Here is a 23,321-nt window from a genome sequence, read left to right on the forward strand (position 1 = left end):
CACAGCGCATGTCAGTAGGAGCAGCGATCCTGCGTGTCTTCGTCACGCTGATCCTGTTCTTCGTCGTCTTCATCCCGTTCCTCATCGCGCCGTTGCTGGCCCTGGCCGCCGGGTACCTGGTCTACATCGTCATGCGCTCACGCGGCAGCAAGCCCACCAATGCCCCCAGCGCACCGGGTTCCCCGGCCGCTACGTCCCCCTCCGGATTCGGAGCAGGTGCCTCATGACGACCACCACCACCGCCCCCCAGGTGCGTGCCCGGCTGACCGACGGCGTCACCGGCGACCTCGGACGCCTGCTGCCCGAGGGCATCTGCCGCACCTTCCGGGTGATGCCGTACGCCGTCGCCGATGGCGTCGTACTCGTCGCGGCCGCCGAGGTCGACGACCCGATCACCCGCCAGGTGGTCGAGGAGCGCATCGACCGCCAGGTCCAGCTGGTCCGCCACACCGGCAACGAGATCAGCGAGGCCATCGACGAGGTCTACCCGCCTTCCGAGGGCCAGGTCGAGACCGCGGACGAGCGCCGGTCGCGGGTCCAGCTCGCGCGGATGCTCACCAACAGCGGCCTCGTCACCAACGAGCAGCTCCAGATCGCGATGATCGAGTACTCCCGGACCGGCGACCCTCTGGGCGACATCCTGGTCGCCCACGAGGCGATCACCGAGGACGTCCTGGTCGCGGCGCTCTCCGAGATGTACCAGATGCAGCGCGTCGGCCTCGCCGACTTCACTCCCGACCTGGAGGTCGCCCGGCGACTGCCCGAACGCCTCGCCCTGCGTCTCCAGGCGATCCCGGTGGCCGCGACCGAAGACCTCGTCCTGCTCGCCGCGGCCCGTCCGCTCGACGCCGAGCAGGTGCTGGACGTCGAGGAGGCGCTCGGCTCGCCGTTCCGCCAGCTCCTCGCGAACCGCACCGAGCTCGACCAGCTGATCCAGAAGGTGCACAGCGAGCACTACGCCGAGATCTCGACGGTCTCGCTGATGGAGTCCCAGCCCGAGGCCTCGGCTCACATCGTCTTCACCGGCGGTCAGAAGGCGTCCGCCGTCTGCCTGGGCATCGCGCTGCTGCTGTGCGGCATCGTCTGGCCGATGGGCACGCTCGTCGGCCTGGTCGCACTGGCGTCGCTGATCTACCTGCTGGTGTCCTGCTACAAGCTCCAGCTCACCTTCCGGGCGCTCGGCGCGCACCTCGAGACCGAGGTCACCGACGAGCAGGTCCTCGCGCTCGACGAGCGGACCCTCCCGATGTACACGATCCTGGTGCCGCTCTACAAGGAGGCCGGCATCGTCCGCCGCCTGGTGCGCGGCATCAACGAGCTGGACTGGCCGCGGACCCGCCTCGACGTGAAGCTCCTGTGCGAGGAGGACGACACCGAGACGATCGACATGATCAAGTCGCTCAACCTCCCGCCGCACTTCCACCTCGTCGTCGTGCCGGACAGCCAGCCGAAGACCAAGCCGAAGGCCTGCAACTACGGTCTCCAGCTCGCGACCGGCACCTTCTGCGTCATCTTCGACGCCGAGGACCGGCCCGACCCGGACGAGCTGAAGAAGGCGTACCTCGCCTTCCAGCACGTCGCCCCGAACGTCGCCTGCGTCCAGGCCAAGCTGAACCACTTCAACCAGAACCAGAACCTGCTGACGGCGTGGTTCGCCAACGAGTACTCGATGCACTTCGAGCTGGTGCTGCCGGCGATGGGGTCGGCCGGGGCGCCGATCCCGCTCGGCGGGACCTCGAACCACTTCATCACCTCGGTGCTGCGCGAGCTCGGTGCCTGGGACCCCTTCAACGTGACGGAGGACGCCGACCTGGGCATCCGCCTGCACCGCCAGGGCTATCGGACCGCGATGATCGACTCGACCACGCTCGAGGAGGCCAACTCCAACGTCCCGAACTGGATCCGTCAGCGCAGCCGCTGGATCAAGGGCTACCTGCAGACCTGGCTCGTGCACATGCGCAGCCCCGGCCGACTGCTGCGGGAGACCGGTCCCCGTGGGTTCATCAGCTTCAACCTGACGATGGGCAGCGCGTTCGTGCTCCTGATGAATCCCATCTTCTGGGGCCTGTCCACGCTCTACGTCCTCACCCAGGCCGGGTTCATCCAGCAGATGTTCCCCGGCTTCGTCTTCTACGCCGCGAGCACCTTGCTCTTCGTCGGCAACTTCACGTTCGTCTACCTCAACGTCGCCGGCAGCCTGCAGCGCGGCGAGTTCGGCATCACCCGGACGGCGCTGCTGTCGCCGCTGTACTGGGGACTGATGAGCTGGGCCGCCTGGAAGGGCGCCATCCAGCTCTTCACCAACCCGTTCTACTGGGAGAAGACCGAGCACGGTCTCGACGGCGGGGAGCACGAGTGATGACCACCACCCACGAGCCCGCCGCCCCGACCTCCGTCGTCATCGAGGACGCCGCGGCCAGCCACATCCGCGAGTCGCAGGAGCGCAAGGAGTCGCTCGTCCAGTGGGTCCACGGACGAGCGGGCGACATCACACGCCGTCCGTGGGAGAACCTCGCCGTGTTCGCCGCGTTCACCGGCTTCTACATCTGGTTCGGCTACTGGCTGGTCGTCAAGATGCACGTGGTCGGCTTCGAGACCCTCGACCGGCTCAACCGCGCGCTGATGATCTGGCACAACGACCCGGCGAAGCTCTCCGCGCTCGGGTTCGACTACCCGCCGCTGGCGACGCTTCTCATCTCGCCGCTGGCGATCTTCCCGGCCGTCACGTCCTCGTTAATCGCGGTCCCCATCGCCTCGGCCGCGTTCGCCGGCCTGACGATGATGTCCCTGAACACCATGATGCGTCGTGCCCAGATGGTCGGCCCGCTGCGGTACGCCGTCCTGATCGCCCTCGGCCTCAACCCGCTCTTCCTGCTGTACGCCGCCGGTGGCGCGCGCCAGTTCATCTGGCTCGCGTTCGTCGTGGTCGCCATGGGCGCGCTGGTCGCCTGGTACGTCACCGCCGACGTCCGCTACGTGATGCTCGCCGGCCTGGCCTTCTCAGTCGCCGCTCTCTCGGGCTACGCCAGCCTGCTCTGGTTCGTGCTCACCGCGGTGATGATCGGCGCCATCCTGGCCAAGCTCGGCGCCGACGGCAGCGAGGTCGAGGGCACGACCATCGGCTTCACCGTGCCCACGGCATACGTCATCGCGATCTGGACCGTCTTCAATCTGCTCCTGCTCTCCAAGCCGTTCTACTGGATCACCGCCGCCAGCGAAGCGGGCGGCATCGACCCCGGGGGCTCCACCGGCGTGGAGCTGTTCCAGGACACGGTCGACCTGGTGATCTACGGTGCACCGATCGCGATCGTGGTGCTACCCGTCCTGATCTTCATGGGGATCGCGCGCAGCAACCCGATGGCTCTCTGGCTGGGGGTGCTGCTCGGCGCGGCCATCGTCTCGCCGGCCCTGTCGGTCGCGCTCGGCCTGACCGACGCTCCCATGCAGATGCGCAACGCGCTCCCGATCCTGCTCCTGTCGGTCGTCGGCGCCATCTGGGCCGCCCGGTCGGCGGACACCAACAACATGATCGTCAGCGTCGCGCTGATCGTGCTGCTGGTGGCGAGCATCCCGTGGACCTTCCAGGCCATGAAGACCTACCGCTACCAGAACCTCGAGTCCAACTTCGCCGCCGCCGTGTCGACCCGTGAGTCGCAGGAGGGCGCGCAGACGCTCAGCGGAGCCACCGTGGGCACCAGGGACGAGCAGGCGACGGCCGACTACATCACCGCCAACATCACCGGCCGCAACACGATCCTCACCGACAACTCGAAGACGTACGCCGTGATGCTGCTGACCGGCAAGCCCGACCTGTTCGTCGACCGCGTCGACAAGAGCGACGGCCCCTGGAAGGACATCGCGCGCGACCCGGGCCGGTACGTCAACTACATGCTGATGAGCACCGACGGCGACGACCTGCTCAACCAGATGTACCCCGACGCTGCCGCCGGGTCCGACGGGCGCCTTCTGGTGATCTACCGGACCGACCGCTACGTCCTGCTCGGGGTGCCGGCGAACTTCGACCCCGACGACACCGCGGGACAGGCCGCCAGCGCAGATGGGGCCGGCCAGTGATGGACCAGAAGGCGAACCCGATCCAACCACCGCCGTCGGTCGAAGACCTGCTGGCCCTCGGCGCGGAGGCCCGCCTGGGCCAGGTCGACTTCGCGAACCGGCTCGTTCCCACGAGCGACGACGCGCACCCCACCCCCGCGCCGGCGTCGGCCGACGCCGGCGCCGGCGCCGGCATGGCGACCGTGACCTCGGTGCCTCCGCGCCGGCGGCCCGTCGCCGCGGCGCCGGAGGTGGCGGAGGCTGTCGTCGACCCTGAGGTCGAGGCCCTCGTCGAGCCGGATCCCGCTCCCAAGACCAAGCCCGCTCCCCGGAGCCGGCCCAAACCGGCGGCGAAGGCGGCCAAGCCCGCATCGAAGGCGAAGCCAGCACCCGACACCAAGCGGAAGCCGGCGCGGTCGCCCCAATCCGCCCAGCCGGTCGTCGAGCCGGTCGTGGAAGCGGCCGCCGGGCCGGCCGTCGAGCCCGTCATTCCCGCGATCCTGCCGATCGCCAACCTGTCTGGAGATGCCGTGTCTGCCAGCGCCGCCTACGACGACGAGTTCTCCGGCCACCAGGTCCCGGCCACGCGCGTCGTCGCCGACACCGCGGCCACGCTGCGGATTCCGGTGGAGTCGGTGCCGGCACCGGTCGTCGAGGCCTCGGCGGACTTCGGTGACACCGTGCAGGAGATCGCCGACGCCGCGATCGAGCGGCTCCGCGACGCGGAGAACGCCACCCTGCAGCACCTGGCAGCACTCGAGGCAGAGGCCGCCCGGCGCGCCGAGCTGCTCACCGCCCAGGCAGAGCTCGACGCCGAGCTGATCAGGATCACCGCGCGCCGTGAGGCCCACGCAATCATCAGTGCAGCGCGCTCCGAGGCGGGCCTCGGTGCTCCGAGCAGCCGCGACGCCCGCCAGCTGACCGAGATCAGCGACGCCGTGTCGCGCTTCGCCGAGTCCATCGAGTCGACCCTGACTCCGATGCACTCGCACGCGAGCCAGGGAGACCAGGCATGACCACGCGACGTCGCGGGACCCGTGCCGCCCTCGTCCTCGTCACGATCGGCGCCCTCACGCTGGCCGGTTGCGGCGGCGACGACGACCCCGCGTCCAAGAAGTCCGATCTCGAGGTCGTCGTCAACCCTGACGAGTCCTCGGTCGAGGGCGTAGCCGTGCCGGAGCGCCGGTTCTTCGCGGCCGACTCACCGTGGAACACCCGCATCGACGGCGCCGGTGTCGATGACCGGTCCGCGCAGATGATCGGCCTGGCGCGCGAGCGGGTCGGCGTGGTGCAGCGCAACGGCACCGAGGAGCTCGTGACGCAGCGGCGCATCGTCAACGACGGCGTCTACATCAACACCGAGCGGTGGACGACCGCGGTCGTCGCCGGTGGCCAGCCCACCAAGCTGGTGTGCCGCCAGATCGTCTGTGGCGACGGTGCGGACACCACGACCCTCAGCATCCCGTCCGACGTCGACCCCGACCCCCGCTACGACGGGTGGTTCACGGTGTTCGACGTCAGCAAGCCGATCGCCTACGACCTGTGGCGCGCGCGCCGCGAGGACGACGACACGATCTCCTACAACTTCATGCGGCAGTGGGACCTCGACGGTCCCGGCTTCCAGCCGCCGCAGTCCGTGAGCGCCCGAGGCTCCGGCCTGCCCCTCTTTGCCGGCCTGATCCGGCCGAAGGAGCTCGAGGCCGGGCTGATCAACCACGCGCTCGCGATCAGCGTGCCGGGCCCCGCCCAGAGCGTCTTCGTCGAGCCGGCGTCGTCGACCGACGGCAACGGCCGGGTGAACTCGCTCCCCGAGGGCGCCAGGATCCGGCTCAAGGCCAACGTCAACGTGGCCCGCCCGACTGATCCCAAGACCGGCAAGCCGATCCGGATGACGCCTCAGCAGCAGCGGATGTCCGACGCGATCGTGGCCGCGCTGCGCACCTACGGCGCCATCGTGGTGGACCGCGCCGCCGTCCCGACGCTCTACGCCCAGCGCGACGTCACCTCCGACATGATCGCCGGCAACGAGCTCGCCGGTCTGCACCTCGATGACTTCGAGGTCGTGGAGCTGGGCGGGAAGCACCGGTTCACTCCGGGAAGCAGCGCGCCGCCCAGCGCGTCGTCCAGCCCCTCACCGTCGGCCTCGGCCAGCACGAAGGACAACTGATGGCCATCCACCGCAGGACCGCGCGCCCGGCGCTGGTCGCCTTGGCGCTGTCCGGCGCACTACTGATGTCGGCGTGCTCCCAGAACGAGGACCCCGACGCGAGCGACCTCGTCGCCGACGCCCAGGCCCAGGACTACGCGGCCCAGCAGGCCGCGCAGACCGCGGTCACCAAGGCCAACAAGGCGCTCCCCGTGCGGCCGTCGGGCCAGCTTGCCATCGACGGTACGACGACCTTCACGCTCACCCGCGAAGGGGTCGAGCGCTACACGGCGACCGGCGCCTCGACGACGATCAAGGTGGGCGACAACACCCAGGACCAGGCTTTCCAAGAGCTGTGCTCCGGCAAGATCGACCTGGTCAACTCGGAGCGCTCCATCACGCGCAGCGAGTGGGAGGCCTGCCAGGCCGTCGGGCTCGACGTCGTGCAGTTCCAGATCGCGTCCGACGGCATCGTCATCGCGATCAAGTCCGAGTCCGACGTGGGCGGCGACTGTCTGAGCACCGACCAGGTGAAGGAGGTCTGGCGGGCCGGGTCGCCGATCACCGACTGGAGCCAGCTCGGCCTCGATGACGTCCCCATGGCGGTCGGCGGTCCGTCGGTGGGCAGCTTCCAGGTCGGCTTCGACGAGTTCGGCAAGACCGTGCTGGGATCGCAGGGCCCCAGCCAGACCGACCTCAGGTCCGACTACTTCAGCTACGACCGGTTCGACCAGGCCCGGAAGTTCCTCAACGGCGGCACCCGCAAGGCGAAGGTCGCCCAGACCTACCCCGACCGGGCCCGCCAACTCGGACTGCGCAAGTCGGAGCTGGTGACGGCCCGCCAGGTGCTCGCCGACGCTGCCAACGAGCTGCAGACCGCGAAGGCGGAGCGCGCGAAGGGCATCCGGGACAAGCGCAGCGCGGCCGACCAGGCCAAGGACGAGGCTCGGGTGGTGGCGGCCCGGGTCGCGGTGGACAAGGCGCGCGGCGCCGTCGTCACCGCCCGCGCGAGGTTCGAGCGCGCCAAGCGCCTGGCCGAGACAGCCGCCGACGCCCGCCGCACGATCGAGCGCAGCAACGGGCACGTGATCTACGCGCGCTTCGGCAACTACGAGCTGTTCGAGGAGGAGCTGCGGCCCTTCGAGATCACCCTGCCCGACGGTCACCGCAACTGTGTCTTCCCCAGCCAGACCACGATCGCCAGCGGCATCTACCCGCTGTCGACGCAGGTCCTGCTCACGACCACGACGCGCTCGCTGGAGCGCGACGAGGTCACCGGCTTCCTCAAGGACTACCTCATGTCCGCGCAGGACGCGGCCACCGAGGCGTCCATGATCGGCCTGACCGACGACACGCTGCGCCAAGAGCTCGCGTGGCTCGACGGGACCAGTCAGCCGACGCTGGTGATTCCTCCCGAGGACAAGCCCAAGGCTGACGCCGACCGCGACGCGACCGAACCGGGCGCACCGGCACGATGACCGCACCGTCTCGCCGCCTCGCCGGCATCGGTACCAGCCTGCTGCTCCTCGTGAGCCTGGTGGCCGGGGTCGGCGCCGTGCCGTCGTATGGCGATGGCGCGACGGCTCGCGCGGCTGCCCAGAAGACGGCTCAGACAACGGCTCAGAAGACGGTCCGCAAGGACAAGCGGATCGTGGTCAGCTGGAAGGGCGAGCGGAAGCGCCGCGTCTACCAGAAGACCGCGAACGTGCCAGGCATCGGCACCGTCGGCCTGGTCTGCCGGCCCAACAGCACCGAGGTCCGGATCCGGCCCAACAGCCGCACCCCCGAGACCCAGATGTGGATGGCCAAGTTCGAGGACAAAGGCAGCCGTGACGTCGTCGCGGTCAAGAACGTCCGCGTCTACACCTACGCCACCGCGGCCGACAACGGCCGGGGCGGCACCGGCCCGCGCGCCCACGAGGGTCTGAACCAGAAGCCCCGCATCGAGGACTTCCAGTCCGGCAACGCGTACGGCGTGATCAGCCAGCGCCCGGGCCGCAACCGGGACGGGCAGGGCGCACTGGCGACGCCGGCGACGTCGTTCAAGCTCACTTGGTGGTGGGAGCGGTTCGACCACCCGGGTCACCAGTACTGCAACATGGCGTTGACGCTGCACACCGACTCCGCGCGCCAGTTCGGGCTCAGCTGGCACGGCAGCACAGAAGGCGCGCGGCAGACCTCGAGCACCACGGCGATCCCGGGCATCGGCGACGCGATCGTGACGTGCGAGCCCGGCAGCAACGCGTACGACCAGACGGTGGCGTTCCGGCCGACCGGGGTCAACGCCGCAAGGTCGTTCATCGACTACGAGTACATCCAGGGCGAGGGCGACGTCGACGACCAGGTCGAGCACATCGACGACCTCGAGTACGACCCCGTCACCGGCCTCCTCGGTCCGATCGACCTCCCCCGCAACGGCATGATGCGGCTCTGGGTGTCGGTCAACGGTGTCAAGCAGGCCTACGTGCTGAGCTCCTACTTCGTCGTGAACAACGACCAGAACCCGGCCGTCAACGTGTGTGAGATCGCGGCAGCCCCGCTGCGCTAGGGCCGCCTGAGCGCCTCGCGCACCAGGTCGAGCACCGGCCGCTCGCCGGACTCGATCTCGGCGACGGGCACCCACGCGACGGCGTCGGTGGTGCCGCCGACCTCCGCGAGCGCGGGCTCCACGGCGTCATCGATGCTGACCCCGAAGGCCAGCGCGACCGCGTGGAAGTCCTCGTAGCGGCCCGAGGGCGCCGTACCGCTGAAGTGGTCGTCGTGGACCGCGACCAGCTCGCCGATCGTCCCGTCGACCCCGCACTCCTCCCGCAGCTCACGGAGCACCGCGCTGCGCGGAGACTCGCCGTGGCCGACGCCGCCACCCGGCAGCGTCCAGGAGCCGGTGTGGAAACCGCGCTCGGAGATGCGGGTCAGCAGCACCGCATCGCCTCGACGCACCAACGCATACGCGCCGAGCCGCTGGTGCCGGAACGGCCGGTGGTCGGCCAGCGCCTCGAGCACCATCGGCGCCGCCGGCACGGTGCCGTCGAGCACGGCCTCGACCGGTTGCCAGGCGGCGGCCATCGTCGAGCCGCCCACCTCGAGGACCTGCGGAGCCGGGGCGTCGGGCGAGACCCAGCCTTCGTAGACGATGCGCAGCGCATGGGCGTCGACCCGACGACCGTCGCGCCACACTCCAGGCAGGTGGGCCGAGTAGACCCGCGCGGTCTCACCGACCACGGCGTCGAGCCCGGTCTCCTCGCGGATCTCGCGGATCACCGCGTCCCGGGGGTCCTCGCCGTGGTCGAGGCCACCACCGGGCAGGGTCCACAGCTCGTCGGGCGTGACGGTCGGCGCCAGGCGACTGAGCAGCATGGCGCCGTCGCGGAGGATGACGGCGTACGCCGCGACGCGCTGACGCTTCGGCAACCCGCTCATACGAAGGGCGGTCGGTGGTCGCGGGCGATCGAGCGTCGGCCGGCCCAGCGCCAGACCCTGGCCGCACGGTCGCGGTCCTCGTCGGTGACGAGGTTGCCCATCCAACGCAGGGCCAGCGTCATCAGCCAGTCGGAGCGCATGCCGACCGGTCCCAGGGCCGGCAGCAGCCGCGGCACGGTGACCAGTCCGGCGAGCCGGCGGGCGATCGAGAACGACTCGCCGTAGTGCTCGCGCAGCAGGGCCGGCCAGGCCTGTGTGAGGTCCAGGTCGTCGCCGGGGCGCTCACCCATCATCTCGGCGACCAGCCGTCCGGTCTCGAGGCCGTAGTCGATGCCCTCGCCGTTGAGCGGGTTCACGCAGGCGGCGGCGTCGCCGATCAGCGCCCAGTTGCGACCGGCGACGTTCGAGACGGCACCGCCCATCGGCAGCAGTGCGGAGGTCGGCATCCGCAGCTCGTCGCCGAGCTGGAACTCGTCTCGCAGCTCGCTCGCGTAGTGCGCCATCAACGGCTTGATCGCGAGGTCAGCGGGTCGCTTGGCGGTGGCCAGGGTGCCGACGCCGAGGTTCACCTCGCCGGTGCCCAGCGGGAAGATCCAGCCGTAGCCCGACAGGATGGACCCCTTGGTTCCTGAGCCCGTCGCAGGGCCGCGGAGCTCGAGGTGGGAGCTGATCCACGGGTCGTCGGACATCCCGGAGACGACGTACGACCGGCCGGCGACGCCGTACACGGTCTCGCGGTGCCACTCGCGGCCGAGCACCTTGCCGAGCGGAGACCGTACGCCGTCGGCCACGATCAGCCGGCGGCAGGCGATCTCGACCGGGCCGGCGTCGGTGCGGAAGACGACCGCCGCGACGCGATCGCCCTCAAGCCTGACGTCGACGGCGCGGTGTCCGTCGACGGCCGTCGCGCCGGACTTGATGGCCGTCGTGCGGAGGTGGTCGTCGAGCTCGGTGCGCGCCACGGCCGAGCCCCAGTCGGGCAGGCTCCCGCCGGGCCAGGGCAGCAGCAGGGTCTGGCCGAACCCGTGGGCGCGGAGGCCCTGGTTGACGGTGTGGGCACGCAACCAGTCCTCGAGGCCCAGGCGCTGCAGCTCACCGATCGCGCGCGGGGTGAGCCCGTCGCCACAGGTCTTGTCCCGCGGGAAGACCGCGGCGTCGGCGAGCACGACCTCGGCGCCGGAGCGCGCCGCCCAGGCGGCGGCCGCCGACCCCGCGGGGCCGGCGCCCACGACCAGGACGTCGGTCTGCGCAGGGGTGTTCACCGGCCGATTGTCTCAGACCTGGGGCGCCCGACCCGTCACGAGGTACTGCAGCTGCACGTCGTGTCCGGGCGCGACGCCGTGCTGTCGGTCCAGCTCGAGGATCGACTCCAACGGGGTGACGCGGACGTCGACGAGCCCACCTTGCTCGAGCACCGACGCGGTCTCGTCGATCGACCGGGCATCGGCCAGCGGCAGCGTCGCATCCGGCCGGTCGCCGTACAGGTTGCCCAGGCCGTCGGCGAACCAGGTGCTGTCGACCATGGCGACGACGCCGCCTGGCCGAAGCAGCCGCACCCAGTTGGGCACGGCAGCCGCCGGGTCGCGCAGCGTCCACATGACGTAGCGGCCGACCACGGCGTCGAACGAGCGGTCGGCGAAGTCGGGTGCGACCGCGTCGCCGACGCGGATCGCCGGCGGCTCGGCCAGGAGCACCGCGTGCTCGCGCGCTCGCGCGATCATGCCCTCTGACAAGTCGATCCCGGTGACCCGGTGCCCCAGACCGGCGAGCACGAAGGCCACGTGGCCGCTGCCGGTCCCCACGTCCAAGACGTCGGCCGGCGCCGACGGCAGCGCCGCTGCCCAGATCCGCGCCCACGCGCCGATGTCGTCCGCCCTGCGCTCGGGGCGCTGCTGGTAGTCGTCGTACGCCGGGGCGCGGTCGGTCCAGTACTCGTTGATGCTGTCCTGCAGGTGGCTCATGCGATCTCCTCGCGGGCTGTCTCGAAGGGGCGGAAGAGCAGGTGGAGCTGGCCGGCCATCTCGACGCGTTGCACGCCGATGCCGTAGACGGGCTCGAGGGTCTCCGGCCTGAGCACGTCGTCGACGCGGCCGACGGCGGCGACCTCCCGGCGACCGAGGAGGACCAGATCATCGCAGTAGCGCGCCGCCAGGTTGAGGTCGTGGAGCACCACGACCGCCGTCGTCCCGAGGTCGGCAGCGAGGTCAGCGACCAACCCCAGGACCTCGTGCTGGTAGCGGATGTCGAGGTGGTTGGTCGGCTCGTCGAGCAGCAGGTGGCTCGCTTGCTGGGTGAGCGCGCGGGCGATCAGTACCCGCTGCCGCTCGCCACCGGAGATTCCTGTGTAGGCCCGCGCGGCCAGCTGTTCCGCGCCGACTCGGCGCAGCGCCTGGCTCGCGATCGCGTGGTCCACCGCTCCGGCGCGTTGGAAGGCCGACAGGTGCGGCGCCCTCCCCAGCAGCACCATCTCCGCCACCGTCAGCGAGCTCTCGGCCCCCGTCTCCTGGACCACCACCGCCAACCGGCGTGCCGCGTCGCGAGGCCGGAGGTCCGAGAGCGGCACGCCGTCGATGGTGACCGTGCCGATCGGCCCCGCGAGTGCGCCGTACAGGAGCCGCAGCAGCGTGGTCTTGCCGCTTCCGTTCGGACCGATCAGGCCCAGCACCCGTCCCGGCACGGCGGCCAGCCCCACCGCCTGGAGCACCGGCTCCGTACCGTAGGACCAGGACAGGTCCTCGGCCTCGATCACTCGCCCGATCCGAACCGTTCGACGATCCGCTCGACGCCGTCGATCGACAGCGGGGTCGGCGGCTCGGTGAAGTTGAACAGCTGCGTCATGAGGTCACCGTTGCGGACGGCCGTCAGCTCCTCGGCGCCGGGCAGGTCAGTGACCGCCTTCTCGACCTCGGCCGGGTCACCGTCGCCGTACAGGAGGATCAGGACGTCGGGGTCCCGCCCGAGCAGCTCCTCGAGGGTCACCTCGAAGACCCGGTCGTCGACGTCGCCGAAGGCGTTCTCGAACCCGGCCGTGCGCAGCTGCGGATCGGCCATGCTCTTGGCCCCGTAGGCGTACGTCGTGCCGCCGCCGACCGTCGGGTAGAGCACGGCCGCCGTCCGCCCTGATGCCTGACCCACCCCGGCCTGGACCTCGGCCGTACGATCCTTCAGCTCGGCGACCGCCGCCGACGCCTCTGCCTCTCGGCCGAAGACGCGGCCGTACGCCTCCAGCTGCGTGTAGACGTCGTCGAAGCCGGGATCGTCGATCCCCTCCTCGCACATCGCGGGCTCCTCGAGCAGCGGGATGTCGACCGCGGCCAGGGTCTCGCGCGACAGGTTGTCGACTTGCCCCAGGACCAGGTCGGGCTCCTGGCTGATCACGACCTCCTTGGAGATCTGCAGGTGGCCGCTGGCGCCGGTCTCGTCGGTGAGCAGCTCGATGTCGTCGAGCTCGGCGAGGGTCTCGTCGTCGTAGTACTCCGCTGGGTACTGGCCGGCCCGTGCGGTGACCCGGTCCATCACTCCCAGCTCGTGGAGGTAGGGCACCGCCGCACTCTTGAGCAGCACGATCCGTTCGGGCGCTGACTCGAAGGTGACAACGGTGCCGCAGTTCTCGACGGTGATGGGGAACGACCCGGACGTCGCGGAGGTCGGCTTGTCCTCGTCGGCCTCACTGCCGCAGGCGGAGAGTCCTCCGGCGAGCAGCGCGCAGGCGAGGACCAATCGGGGAGTGACGGGCACAGGGGCTCCTTCAGGCGGTGGTGGCATGCAGCCGACGGATGAGCACGAGCAGGAACGGCGCTCCGACGAGGGAGGTGATGATCCCGATCGGGATCTCCTGGGGTTGGAAGAGCGTCCGCGCCAGGATGTCGGCCCAGACCAGGAGGATCGCTCCCATCAGGGCCGCAACCGGGACGACGCGGGCATGGGTCGCACCGACCGCTCGACGGGCGAGGTGCGGCACCACGAGCCCGACGAAGCCGATGCTGCCCGCTGCCGACACGACCACCCCGACGCAGAGGGCGACGACGACGAGCAGCCGCAGGCGCAGCCGCTCCGGGCAGACACCCAGGGTGTGGGCCGTCTCGTCGCCGATCGCCAGCACGTCCAGGTGGCGACCCCAGCAGGTGAGGACCGCTGCCGAACCGATCACGACGAGTGCCGTGATCGCGAGGGGCAGGTTCCACTGGGCGAGACCGAGCGAGCCGAGAAGCCAGAACAGCACCGACCGTGCGCCCTCGGCCGAACCGGAGGCGAAGATCAGGAAGCTGGTCGTCGCATAGAGCGCGTAGCCGACCGCGACGCCGGCGAGCAGCAAGCGCACCGACGTGACGCGACCGGCGGTGCGGGCAACCAGGAACACGAGCAGGGAGGCGGTGAGCGCGCCCAGGAACGCCGTGGCCTGCAGGGTGTACTCGAAGGCCCCCACGCCGACCCCGAAGAGGATGGCCGCCGCGGCACCCGTCGAGGCTCCGGAGTTGACGCCCAGCAGGTAGGGATCGGCGAGGACGTTGCGCACCATCGCCTGGAGCGCGACGCCGCACACGGCCAGGCCGGCACCGACCAGGATCCCGAGCAGCACCCGCGGCATCCGGACCTGCCAGATGATCGCGTCGACCGGCCCACTCCAGGCGCGCTCGCCCGGCCAGCCGAGCAGGTGATGGCCGATGATCTGGGCGACCGTCCCGGCCGGCACCGCGAACGCGCCGACGCCGAGGCCGACGACGACCGTGCCGAGCAGTGCCAGCACGAGGCCGATCAGCCACCCCGTCGTACGACGGCGCGTCGGCCCGAGGCCGAGCGAGTCACCGGGGTTCTGCTCCAGGTCGCGGCGCATGACCTCGACAGCTGCCTGCGCCACTCGGCCCTCCTGCCAGTTCTAGCTTGTTGCGAACAATGTGCAACAAGGTAGACGAGAGCCTCTCGGCGACCGACGACGGGGTCGGTCGACTGCTCGTCAGCGCAGCACGGAGTCGGTCACCACAGGACGCTCCTTGCCCAGGAAGAAGATCCCGGGGAGGCCCTGGGTCTCGAACCCCTGGCTCGGGTTCCGCTCCAGGGTCGAGCTCCGGACCCGCATCGTGCCGCGGCGGTCGTTGCTCACGAAGAACACCGCTCCCCCGCCCTCCTTCGCGACGTTGCGTCGCAGCAAGGTGCCACCGAGGTCGAGCGTGAACAGATTGCCGTCGAGGTAGATCGCGCCGCCGCTGCCACCGCCCGGCGTGCCGGGGTTCGGTGGGTTGGCGCCGCGACCGGTCGCGCGGTTGCCGACGAAGGTGCTGTTGAGGACCCGCCACGAGACACCGATGCTGCTGAGCGCGCCGCCATTGCTGCACCGGCCGCCACGGAACTCGCTGTCCACGACGTACACCGGGCGGTCCCGGTGCTGGTCGAGCACGCGGACCGCGGCGCCCCCGAGGTCCGCCCCGGTTCGGTAGCACCGGTTGCCCAGGAACCGGGTGTCGACGATCTTGAGGCGTCCGCCGCGAACGAACATCGCACCGCCGCCACCACCCTCGTACCGTTTGCTCCTCGCATTGCCATGGGCGAGCGTGAGGTGCTGGACGACGAGCCTCGGGGATGCCTGGTCGTCGCAGTGAGAGGTGGTCCAGCCCTGCTTCGGGTCGCAGGTGTCCTGGTAGAGGATGCGGCGCACTCCCCCGCCGTCCAGCGTCACCAGGCCGCCGCCGTCGATGACCACCCGCCGCGACTCGTTGACGACCTTCGCGGTCTGCGCCATCCGGATCGTCACCGGGTCCGGCCCGCAGTCGAACGTGATGACGCCGCCCCGCGCGACCGCGCGGACCACCGCGGCCGACGTGCAGCTCGCTGGGCTACCCCGCCCGATCACCCGGTCCGGGTGGGACGTGTCCACCGCCCGACCCTCGCGAGGCACGGGGACCCGCTGCACGCCGTCGGCGGACGAGGGGGGCGCGAGACCCAGCAGGGTGAGCACGAGGGCTAGTGGAAGCAGGACCCGAGTCATGCGGCGACCGTAACGCGGAAATGACCGAGGTCCCACCGCCCAGGGGGCGATGGGGCCTCGGTACGACTCGGTTGCGAGACGCGTCACGCATCCCGCGCTGGCGCGCGGTCTGCGTCGACGCTCCTCAACCTTTGCGTCTGGATCTTGGTGTTAATTCTGGTAGGACCCAAAGTCGAAGTCGTCGAGAGCCACGGCCTGGCCGCCGTTGCCGAACTCGTAGTCGTAGGAGTCGTAACCGGTGACGGAGTACGCCGCGGCGCGGGCCTCCTCGGTGGGCTCCACCCGGATGTTGCGGTACCGCTCGAGGCCGGTACCAGCCGGGATCAGCTTGCCGATGATCACGTTCTCCTTCAGACCGCGCAACGAGTCCGAGCGGCCGTGGATCGCCGCGTCGGTGAGGACGCGGGTCGTCTCCTGGAAGGAGGCCGCCGAGAGCCACGACTCGGTCGCCAGCGAGGCCTTGGTGATGCCCATCAGCACCGGACGACCCGAGGCCGGCTTGCCGCCCTCGGAGACGACGCGACGGTTCTCCTCCTCGAAGCGACCCCGATCGACGAGGTCGGACGGGAGCAGCACGGTCTCACCAGACTCGATCACCGTGACCCGGCGCAGCATCTGCCGGACGATGATCTCGATGTGCTTGTCGTGGATCGACACGCCCTGGCTGCGGTACACGGCCTGGACCTCGTCCACCAGGTGCTCCTGCGCCCGACGGACACCCAGGATCCGCAGGACGTCCTGCGGGTCGGGGGTACCGACGGTGAGCATCTGGCCGACCTCGATGTGCTCGCCGTCCGCGACCAGCAGCCGCGACCGCTTCGAGACCGGGTACTCCTGGACCTCGGAGCCGTCGTCCGGCGTGATGAGGATCTTCCGAGTCTTGTCGGTCTCGTCGATCTCCACCCGGCCAGCGGCCTCGGCGATCGGCGAACGACCCTTGGGCGAACGCGCCTCGAAGAGCTCGACCACGCGGGGCAGACCCTGCGTGATGTCGTCGGCCGAGGCCACACCACCGGTGTGGAAGGTACGCATCGTCAGCTGCGTGCCGGGCTCACCGATCGACTGGGCCGCGATGATCCCGACGGCCTCGCCGATGTCGACGAGCTTGCCGGTGGCCAGCGAACGGCCGTAGCACTTCGCGCAGGTGCCGGTCTTGGCGTCACAGGTCAGCACGGAGCGGACCTTGACCTCCTCGATGCCGGCCGCGATCAGCTCGCCGATCTTGACGTCGCCCAGGTCCTCGCCGGCGCCGGCGAGCACGTCGCCGGTCGTCGGGTGGGTGACCTCGGTGGCAGCCGAGCGGGCGTACGCCGCGGTCTCGGCGTTCTCCGCCTTGACCACGGTGCCGTCCTCGAGGCGCTCACCGATCCGCTTGGGCAGACCGCGCTCGGTGCCGCAGTCGTCCTCACGGATGATGACGTCCTGCGACACGTCCACCAGACGACGGGTCAGGTAGCCCGAGTCGGCGGTCCGCAGAGCGGTGTCCGCCAGACCCTTGCGGGCACCGTGCGTCGCGATGAAGTACTCGAGGACGGTCAGGCCCTCACGGAAGTTGGACTTGATCGGGCGCGGGATGATCTCGCCCTTCGGGTTGGCCACGAGGCCACGCATGGCCGCGACCTGCCGGATCTGGTTCATGTTTCCGGAGGCACCCGACTCGACCATCATGTAGATCGGGTTGGCGCGGTCGAACGTGAGCTCCATCGCCTTGCCGACCTCGTTGGCCGCCTGGGTCCAGATCTCGATGAGCTCCTGACGACGCTCCTCGTCGGTGACCAGACCACGCTCGAACTGCGTCTGGACCTTCGCGGCCTGGGCCTCGAAGCCCGACAGGATCTGGATCTTCTCCGGCGGCGTCGTGACGTCGTCGATCGACACCGTGACACCCGAGAAGGTGGCCCAGCGGAAGCCGGCGTCCTTCAGCGCGTCCAGCGACGCGGCGACCTCGACCTTGGTGTAGCGCTCGGCCAGGTCGTTGACGATCGCGCCGAGGGCCTTCTTGCCGACCTCGTAGTTCACGTACGGGTAGTCCGCGGGCAGGGTCTCGTTGAAGATCGCCCGTCCGAGGGTGGTCTCCAGCGTGATCTGCTCACCGGGGGCCAGCGGCTCGAGACCGAGCTCGAGCGGCGGGACGACGTCGTCGAACCGGATCTTGACGTTGCTCTGGAGCGCGATCTCGCCACGGTCGAAGGCCATGATCGCCTCGGCCTGGGACGCGAACGCGCGACCCTCGCCGGGGGTGTTCTCCCGGTCGGTGGTGAGGAAGAACAGGCCGATGATCATGTCCTGGGTAGGCATGGTCACCGGACGGCCGTCCGACGGCTTCAGGATGTTGTTGGTCGAGAGCATCAGGATCCGGGCCTCGGCCTGGGCCTCGGCCGACAGCGGCAGGTGCACCGCCATCTGGTCACCGTCGAAGTCGGCGTTGAACGCCGAGCAGACGAGCGGGTGGATCTGGATGGCCTTGCCCTCGATCAGCTGGGGCTCGAAGGCCTGGATGCCGAGGCGGTGCAGGGTGGGCGCACGGTTGAGCAGCACCGGGTGCTCGGTGATGACCTCTTCGAGGACGTCCCACACCACGGCGTACCGGGCACCGGACGTCGCCCGCTCGACCATCCGCTTGGCGGACTTGATGTTCTGCGCGTGCGACAGGTCGACGAGGCGCTTCATCACGAACGGCTTGAAGAGCTCGAGCGCCATCTGCTTGGGCAGACCGCACTGGTGCAGCTTCAGCTGCGGACCCGACACGATGACCGAACGGCCCGAGTAGTCCACGCGCTTGCCGAGGAGGTTCTGACGGAAGCGACCCTGCTTGCCCTTGAGCATGTCGGAGAGCGACTTCAGCGGGCGGTTGCCCGGCCCGGTGACCGGGCGACCACGACGGCCGTTGTCGAACAGCGAGTCGACGGCCTCCTGCAGCATCCGCTTCTCGTTGTTGACGATGATCTCGGGCGCGCCGAGGTCGAGCAGTCGCTTGAGGCGGTTGTTGCGGTTGATGACGCGGCGGTACAGGTCGTTCAGGTCGGAGGTCGCGAAGCGGCCACCGTCGAGCTGCACCATCGGACGCAGGTCCGGCGGGATGACCGGAACGGCGTCGAGCACCATGCCCTGAGGCTTGTTGCCCGTCTTGCGGAAGGCGTCGACGACCTTGAGGCGCTTGAGGGCGCGGACCTTGCGCTGACCCTTGCCGGTGGCGATGGTCTCGCGCAGCGACTCGACCTCGGCCTCGGTGTCGAAGTCCTGGAGGCGCTTCTGGATCGCCGTGGCGCCCATGTAGCCCTCGAAGTACTTGCCGAACCAGTTCTTCATCTCCCGGTACAGCATCTCGTCGCCCATCAGGTCCTGGACCTTGAGGCTCTTGAACGTGTCCCAGACCTCGTTGAGGCGGTCGATCTCGCGCTGGGCGCGGTCACGGAGCTGCTTCATCTCGCGCTCGGCGCCGTCCTTGACCTTGCGGCGCTGGTCGGCCTTGGCACCCTCCGCCTCCAGGGCGGCGAGGTCCTCCTCGAGCTTCTTCGCGCGGTCGTCGACGGCTCCGTCGCGACGCTTCTCGAGACGCTCGCGCTCCAGCCCGACCTTGCCCTCGAGCGAGGACAGGTCGCGGTGACGCGCGTCCTCGTCGACGGAGGTGATCATGTAGGCGGCGAAGTAGATGACCTTCTCGAGGTCCTTCGGCGCGAGGTCGAGCAGGTAGCCGAGACGGCTCGGGACACCCTTGAAGTACCAGATGTGGGTGACCGGGGCGGCGAGCTCGATGTGGCCCATCCGCTCACGGCGCACCTTGGAACGGGTGACCTCGACGCCACACCGCTCGCAGATGATGCCCTTGAAGCGCACCCGCTTGTACTTGCCGCAGTAGCACTCCCAGTCCCGGGTGGGACCGAAGATCTTCTCGCAGAAGAGGCCGTCACGCTCAGGCTTGAGCGTGCGGTAGTTGATCGTCTCCGGCTTCTTGACCTCGCCGTGGCTCCACGTGCGGATGTCATCCGCAGTGGCCAGGCCGATCCGAAGCTGGTCGAAGAAGTTCACATCAAGCACGATGGCTGTTGTCCTTCGTTAGTACTGGTGAATCAAGCTGTGTGGACTGAGGTGGGGCGGCGGCCCGCTGGTTCGCAGCGGGCCGCCGTCACTGGTCAGACTTCTTCGACGGAGCTGGGCTCGCGACGGGACAGATCGATGCCGAGCTCTTCGGCGGCGCGGAAGACGTCTTCCTCCGCGTCGCGCATCTCGATGGCCGTGCCGTCCTGCGACAGCACCTCCACGTTGAGACAGAGCGACTGCATCTCCTTGACGAGAACCTTGAACGACTCGGGGATGCCGGAGTCGGGGATGTTCTCGCCCTTCACGATGGCCTCGTAGACCTTGACGCGACCGGGCACGTCGTCGGACTTGATCGTGAGCAGCTCCTGCAGGGCGTAGGCGGCGCCGTACGCCTCCATCGCCCAGACCTCCATCTCGCCGAACCGCTGGCCGCCGAACTGGGCCTTACCGCCCAGGGGCTGCTGCGTGATCATCGAGTAGGGGCCGGTGCTGCGCGCGTGGATCTTGTCGTCGACGAGGTGGTGCAGCTTCAGGATGTACATGTAGCCGACCGAGACGGGCTCCGGGAACGGCTCGCCGGAGCGGCCGTCGAAGAGGTCCGCCTTGCCGGTGGCGTCGATCATCCGCACACCATCCCGGTTGGGGTTGGTGGCACCGAGCAGACCGGTGATCTCGTCCTCGCGGGCGCCGTCGAACACCGGGGTCGCAACCCGGGAGTTCGGCTCGGCCTTGTCCGCGTGGATCTTGATCAGGCGCTTCTTCCAGTCCTCGTCCTTCGGACCGTCGTGCAGGTTGAGGTCCCAACCCTGCTTCGCCAGCCAACCGAGGTGGAGCTCGAGGATCTGACCGATGTTCATCCGTCGCGGGACACCCAGCGGGTTGAGGATCACGTCGACCGGGGTGCCGTCCTCCATGAACGGCATGTCCTCGATCGGCAGGATCTTCGCGATGACGCCCTTGTTGCCGTGACGGCCGGCGAGCTTGTCACCCACGGAGATCTTGCGCTTCTGCGCGACGTAGACGCGGACCAGCTGGTTCACGCCCGGCGGCAGCTCGTCGCCGTCCTCACGGTCGAAGACGCGCACGCCGATGACCGTGCCGGACTCGCCGTGCGGGACCTTCATCGAGGTGTCGCGCACCTCGCGCGCCTTCTCACCGAAGATCGCGCGGAGCAGGCGCTCCTCGGGGGTCAGCTCGGTCTCGCCCTTCGGCGTCACCTTGCCGACCAGGACGTCGCCGGTGTTGACCTCCGCGCCGATGCGGATGATGCCGCGCTCGTCGAGGTCGGCCAGCATCTCCTCGGAGACGTTCGGGATGTCCCGGGTGATCTCCTCGGGGCCGAGCTTGGTGTCGCGGGCGTCGACCTCGTGCTCCTCGATGTGGATCGAGGTGAGGACGTCCTCCTGCACGAGGCGCTGGCTGAGGATGATCGCGTCCTCGTAGTTGTGGCCCTGCCACGGCATGAACGCCACGAGCAGGTTGGTGCCCAGGGCCATCTCGGCGTCGTCGGTGCACGGACCGTCGGCGACGGGGCTGCCGACCTCGACCCGGTCACCCTCGGAGACCAGCGGACGCTGGTTGATGCAGGTGCCTTGGTTGGAGCGCTTGAACTTGGCCAGCTTGTACGTCGTGTAGGTGCCGTCGTCGTTCATCGTCTCGATGACCTCGGCGGACACCTCCTTGACGACACCGGCGTCCGTCGCCACGACCACGTCGCCGGCGTCCACCGCGGCGCGGTACTCGATGCCGGTGCCGACCAGGGGCGAGTCGCTCGTGATGAGCGGCACGGCCTGGCGCTGCATGTTGGCACCCATGAGTGCGCGGTTGGCGTCGTCGTGCTCGAGGAACGGGATCAGGGCGGTCGCGACCGACACCATCTGGCGCGGCGAGACGTCCATGTAGTCGACCTCGTCGGCCAGGACCTCGGAGACCTCACCGTCGCGCTGACGGACCAGGACGCGCTCCTCGAGGAACTTGCCCTTGTCGTCGATGACGGCGTTGGCCTGCGCGATGACGAACTTGTCCTCGTCGTCGGCGGTCAGGTAGTCGATCTTGTCGGTGACCCGACCCTTCTCGACCTTGCGGTACGGCGTCTCGACGAAGCCGAACGGGTTGATCCGTCCGTACGACGCGAGCGAGCCGATCAGGCCGATGTTCGGGCCTTCCGGGGTCTCGATCGGGCACATGCGGCCGTAGTGCGACGGGTGGACGTCACGGACCTCCATGCCGGCGCGGTCACGGGAGAGACCACCCGGGCCGAGCGCCGAGAGACGACGCTTGTGCGTCAGGCCGGCGATCGGGTTGGTCTGGTCCATGAACTGCGAGAGCTGCGAGGTGCCGAAGAACTCCTTCAGCGCCGCGACGACCGGGCGGATGTTGATCAGGGACTGCGGCGTGATGGCCTCGACGTCCTGGGTCGTCATCCGCTCGCGGACCACCCGCTCCATCCGGGCGAGGCCCGTGCGGAGCTGGTTCTGGATCAGCTCGCCCACCGTGCGCATGCGCCGGTTGCCGAAGTGGTCGATGTCGTCTGCGGCGACCTCGAGCGCGCCCTGCGGCGACTCGACCTCGGTCTGGCCGTCGTGGAGCGCGACGATGTAGCGGATCGCGGCCACGATGTCGTCGACGGTCAGCGTCTGGTGGTCGAACGCCTCGACGAGGCCCAGCTTCTTGTTGACCTTGTAGCGGCCGACCTTCGCGAGGTCGTAGCGCTTCGGGTTGAAGTAGTAGTTGTTCAGCAGCGTCTGCGCGGCCTCACGCGTCGGCGGTTCGCCGGGACGCAGCTTGCGGTAGATGTCGAGCAGCGCGTCGTCCTCGCCCTGGGTGTGGTCCTTCTCCAGGGTCAGCTCGATCGACTCGTACGCACGGCCGTCGGTGCTGTTGGGGTCCGCGAACTCGCGACGGATGTCCTCGATGGTCAGGCCGAGGGCCTTGAGGAGCACCGTGACGTTCTGCTTGCGCTTGCGGTCGAGCCGGACGCCGACCAGATCGCGCTTGTCGATCTCGAACTCGAGCCAGGCGCCGCGCGACGGGATCAGCTTCGCCGTGTAGATGTCCTTGTCGGACGTCTTGTCGGCGGTGCGCTCGAAGTAGACGCCCGGGGACCGGACGAGCTGCGAGACGACGACGCGCTCGGTGCCGTTGATGACGAAGGTGCCCTTGGGCGTCATGAGCGGGAAGTCGCCCATGAAGACCGTCTGGCCCTTGATCTCACCGGTGTCGTTGTTGGTGAACTCCGCAGACACGTAGAGCGGAGCGGAGTAGGTGAAGTCCTTCTCCTTGCACTCGTCGACCGTGTACTTCGGGTCGTAGAAGACCGGGTTCTCGAACGAGAGCGACATCGTCTCGGAGAAGTCCTCGATCGGCGAGATCTCCTCGAAGATCTCGGTCAGACCGGACTTCCGAGAGACGTCCTCGCCGGCCTCGAGACGACGCTCGACGACAGCCTGCCAGGCGTCGTTTCCGACCAACCAGTCGAAACTGTCGGTCTGGAGAGAGAGAAGCTGCGGGACTTCGAGTGGCTCGGAGATCTTTGCGAAAGAGATGCGGCGGGGGTTACCAGAGGTGGTGCGCGCGGCCAAGAGGTGTCCTTCGACGGTTACGCTTGAGATCGGCGTCGGCAAACCACTGGACCAGCCACCGGGCAGGCTGGAGAGCATTTGAGAGCGGACGCAAAGA

The 23,321-nt window shown here is 69.3% G+C and carries 16 protein-coding genes; 7 read left to right on the forward strand and 9 right to left on the reverse strand.

Features of this window, described 5'->3' with window-relative positions; translation table 11 throughout:
* Positions 1-8: 8 nt before the first annotated feature.
* The 7 genes from ABEA33_RS12055 to ABEA33_RS12085 are packed head-to-tail and all read left to right on the forward strand — an operon-like array spanning position 9 to position 8,747.
* Positions 9-227 carry a hypothetical protein gene (locus tag ABEA33_RS12055; RefSeq protein WP_345527022.1) on the forward strand — a complete coding sequence of 73 codons (219 nt, stop codon included), beginning with the start codon at positions 9-11 and terminating at the stop codon, positions 225-227.
* A complete protein-coding gene (locus ABEA33_RS12060; protein WP_345527023.1) occupies positions 224-2,359 on the forward strand; it encodes a glycosyltransferase in 2,136 nt (711 codons plus the stop codon). Before ABEA33_RS12055 ends, ABEA33_RS12060 begins: the two co-directional genes overlap by 4 nt.
* Positions 2,359-4,074 carry a hypothetical protein gene (locus ABEA33_RS12065; RefSeq protein WP_345527024.1) on the forward strand — a complete coding sequence of 572 codons (1,716 nt, stop codon included), beginning with the start codon at positions 2,359-2,361 and terminating at the stop codon, positions 4,072-4,074. Before ABEA33_RS12060 ends, ABEA33_RS12065 begins: the two co-directional genes overlap by 1 nt.
* Positions 4,074-5,069, forward strand: a complete 996-nt coding sequence (locus ABEA33_RS12070) for a hypothetical protein (RefSeq protein WP_345527025.1) — start codon at positions 4,074-4,076, stop codon at positions 5,067-5,069. The genes ABEA33_RS12065 and ABEA33_RS12070 overlap by 1 nt, the downstream gene beginning before the upstream one ends.
* Positions 5,066-6,220, forward strand: coding sequence for a hypothetical protein (locus tag ABEA33_RS12075; protein WP_345527026.1), 1,155 nt, complete (start codon positions 5,066-5,068; stop codon positions 6,218-6,220). Before ABEA33_RS12070 ends, ABEA33_RS12075 begins: the two co-directional genes overlap by 4 nt.
* Entirely contained in the window at positions 6,220-7,677 is a 1,458-nt protein-coding gene (locus ABEA33_RS12080) for a substrate-binding domain-containing protein (protein WP_345527027.1), read from the forward strand. The genes ABEA33_RS12075 and ABEA33_RS12080 overlap by 1 nt, the downstream gene beginning before the upstream one ends.
* The gene (locus tag ABEA33_RS12085) at positions 7,674-8,747 is read left to right on the forward strand and encodes a hypothetical protein (RefSeq protein WP_345527028.1); all 1,074 of its coding nucleotides are present in this window, start codon (positions 7,674-7,676) and stop codon (positions 8,745-8,747) included. The genes ABEA33_RS12080 and ABEA33_RS12085 overlap by 4 nt, the downstream gene beginning before the upstream one ends.
* Here ABEA33_RS12085 and ABEA33_RS12090 read toward each other — a convergent pair.
* The 9 genes from ABEA33_RS12090 to rpoB all read right to left on the reverse strand — a co-directional run bounded on the left by ABEA33_RS12090 (position 8,744) and on the right by rpoB (position 23,224).
* Positions 8,744-9,619, reverse strand: a complete 876-nt coding sequence (locus tag ABEA33_RS12090) for an NUDIX domain-containing protein (RefSeq protein WP_345527029.1) — start codon at positions 9,617-9,619, stop codon at positions 8,744-8,746. The two genes, ABEA33_RS12085 and ABEA33_RS12090, sit on opposite strands and share 4 nt — an antisense overlap.
* Complete coding sequence (locus tag ABEA33_RS12095) at positions 9,616-10,881, reverse strand: geranylgeranyl reductase family protein (RefSeq protein WP_345527030.1); 1,266 nt, start codon at positions 10,879-10,881, stop codon at positions 9,616-9,618. The genes ABEA33_RS12090 and ABEA33_RS12095 overlap by 4 nt, the downstream gene beginning before the upstream one ends.
* Before the next feature lie 12 nt (positions 10,882-10,893).
* Entirely contained in the window at positions 10,894-11,580 is a 687-nt protein-coding gene (locus ABEA33_RS12100; protein ID WP_345527031.1) for a class I SAM-dependent methyltransferase, read from the reverse strand.
* A complete protein-coding gene (locus ABEA33_RS12105) occupies positions 11,577-12,368 on the reverse strand; it encodes an ABC transporter ATP-binding protein (protein ID WP_345527032.1) in 792 nt (263 codons plus the stop codon). Before ABEA33_RS12105 ends, ABEA33_RS12100 begins: the two co-directional genes overlap by 4 nt.
* Positions 12,365-13,357 carry an ABC transporter substrate-binding protein gene (locus ABEA33_RS12110; RefSeq protein ID WP_345527033.1) on the reverse strand — a complete coding sequence of 331 codons (993 nt, stop codon included), beginning with the start codon at positions 13,355-13,357 and terminating at the stop codon, positions 12,365-12,367. The genes ABEA33_RS12105 and ABEA33_RS12110 overlap by 4 nt, the downstream gene beginning before the upstream one ends.
* Before the next feature lie 10 nt (positions 13,358-13,367).
* Positions 13,368-14,477: a FecCD family ABC transporter permease gene (locus ABEA33_RS12115; RefSeq protein WP_345527034.1), complete on the reverse strand. Its 1,110-nt coding sequence runs from the start codon at positions 14,475-14,477 to the stop codon at positions 13,368-13,370.
* 96 nt (positions 14,478-14,573) lie between these two features.
* The gene (locus ABEA33_RS12120) at positions 14,574-15,602 is read right to left on the reverse strand and encodes a hypothetical protein (protein WP_345527035.1); all 1,029 of its coding nucleotides are present in this window, start codon (positions 15,600-15,602) and stop codon (positions 14,574-14,576) included.
* Between the two features lie 150 nt (positions 15,603-15,752).
* The gene (locus ABEA33_RS12125) at positions 15,753-19,640 is read right to left on the reverse strand and encodes a DNA-directed RNA polymerase subunit beta' (RefSeq protein ID WP_345527036.1); all 3,888 of its coding nucleotides are present in this window, start codon (positions 19,638-19,640) and stop codon (positions 15,753-15,755) included.
* A 95-nt stretch (positions 19,641-19,735) separates the two neighbouring features.
* Positions 19,736-23,224, reverse strand: coding sequence for a DNA-directed RNA polymerase subunit beta (gene rpoB, locus ABEA33_RS12130; RefSeq protein WP_345527037.1), 3,489 nt, complete (start codon positions 23,222-23,224; stop codon positions 19,736-19,738).
* Positions 23,225-23,321: the final 97 nt, after the last annotated feature.

Origin of the sequence: Nocardioides endophyticus, assembly GCF_039543845.1 — a bacterium.
In the GTDB taxonomy this organism is placed as follows: domain Bacteria; phylum Actinomycetota; class Actinomycetes; order Propionibacteriales; family Nocardioidaceae; genus Nocardioides; species Nocardioides endophyticus.

Coding starts and splice junctions, on each gene's coding strand:
- ABEA33_RS12055 (WP_345527022.1), top strand. CDS start 9: ATGTCAGTAGGAGCAGCGATCCTGCGTGTCTTCGTCACGCTGATCCTG.
- ABEA33_RS12060 (WP_345527023.1), top strand. CDS start 224: ATGACGACCACCACCACCGCCCCCCAGGTGCGTGCCCGGCTGACCGAC.
- ABEA33_RS12065 (WP_345527024.1), top strand. CDS start 2,359: ATGACCACCACCCACGAGCCCGCCGCCCCGACCTCCGTCGTCATCGAG.
- ABEA33_RS12070 (WP_345527025.1), top strand. CDS start 4,074: ATGGACCAGAAGGCGAACCCGATCCAACCACCGCCGTCGGTCGAAGAC.
- ABEA33_RS12075 (WP_345527026.1), top strand. CDS start 5,066: ATGACCACGCGACGTCGCGGGACCCGTGCCGCCCTCGTCCTCGTCACG.
- ABEA33_RS12080 (WP_345527027.1), top strand. CDS start 6,220: ATGGCCATCCACCGCAGGACCGCGCGCCCGGCGCTGGTCGCCTTGGCG.
- ABEA33_RS12085 (WP_345527028.1), top strand. CDS start 7,674: ATGACCGCACCGTCTCGCCGCCTCGCCGGCATCGGTACCAGCCTGCTG.
- ABEA33_RS12090 (WP_345527029.1), bottom strand. CDS start 9,619: ATGAGCGGGTTGCCGAAGCGTCAGCGCGTCGCGGCGTACGCCGTCATC.
- ABEA33_RS12100 (WP_345527031.1), bottom strand. CDS start 11,580: ATGAGCCACCTGCAGGACAGCATCAACGAGTACTGGACCGACCGCGCC.
- ABEA33_RS12120 (WP_345527035.1), bottom strand. CDS start 15,602: ATGACTCGGGTCCTGCTTCCACTAGCCCTCGTGCTCACCCTGCTGGGT.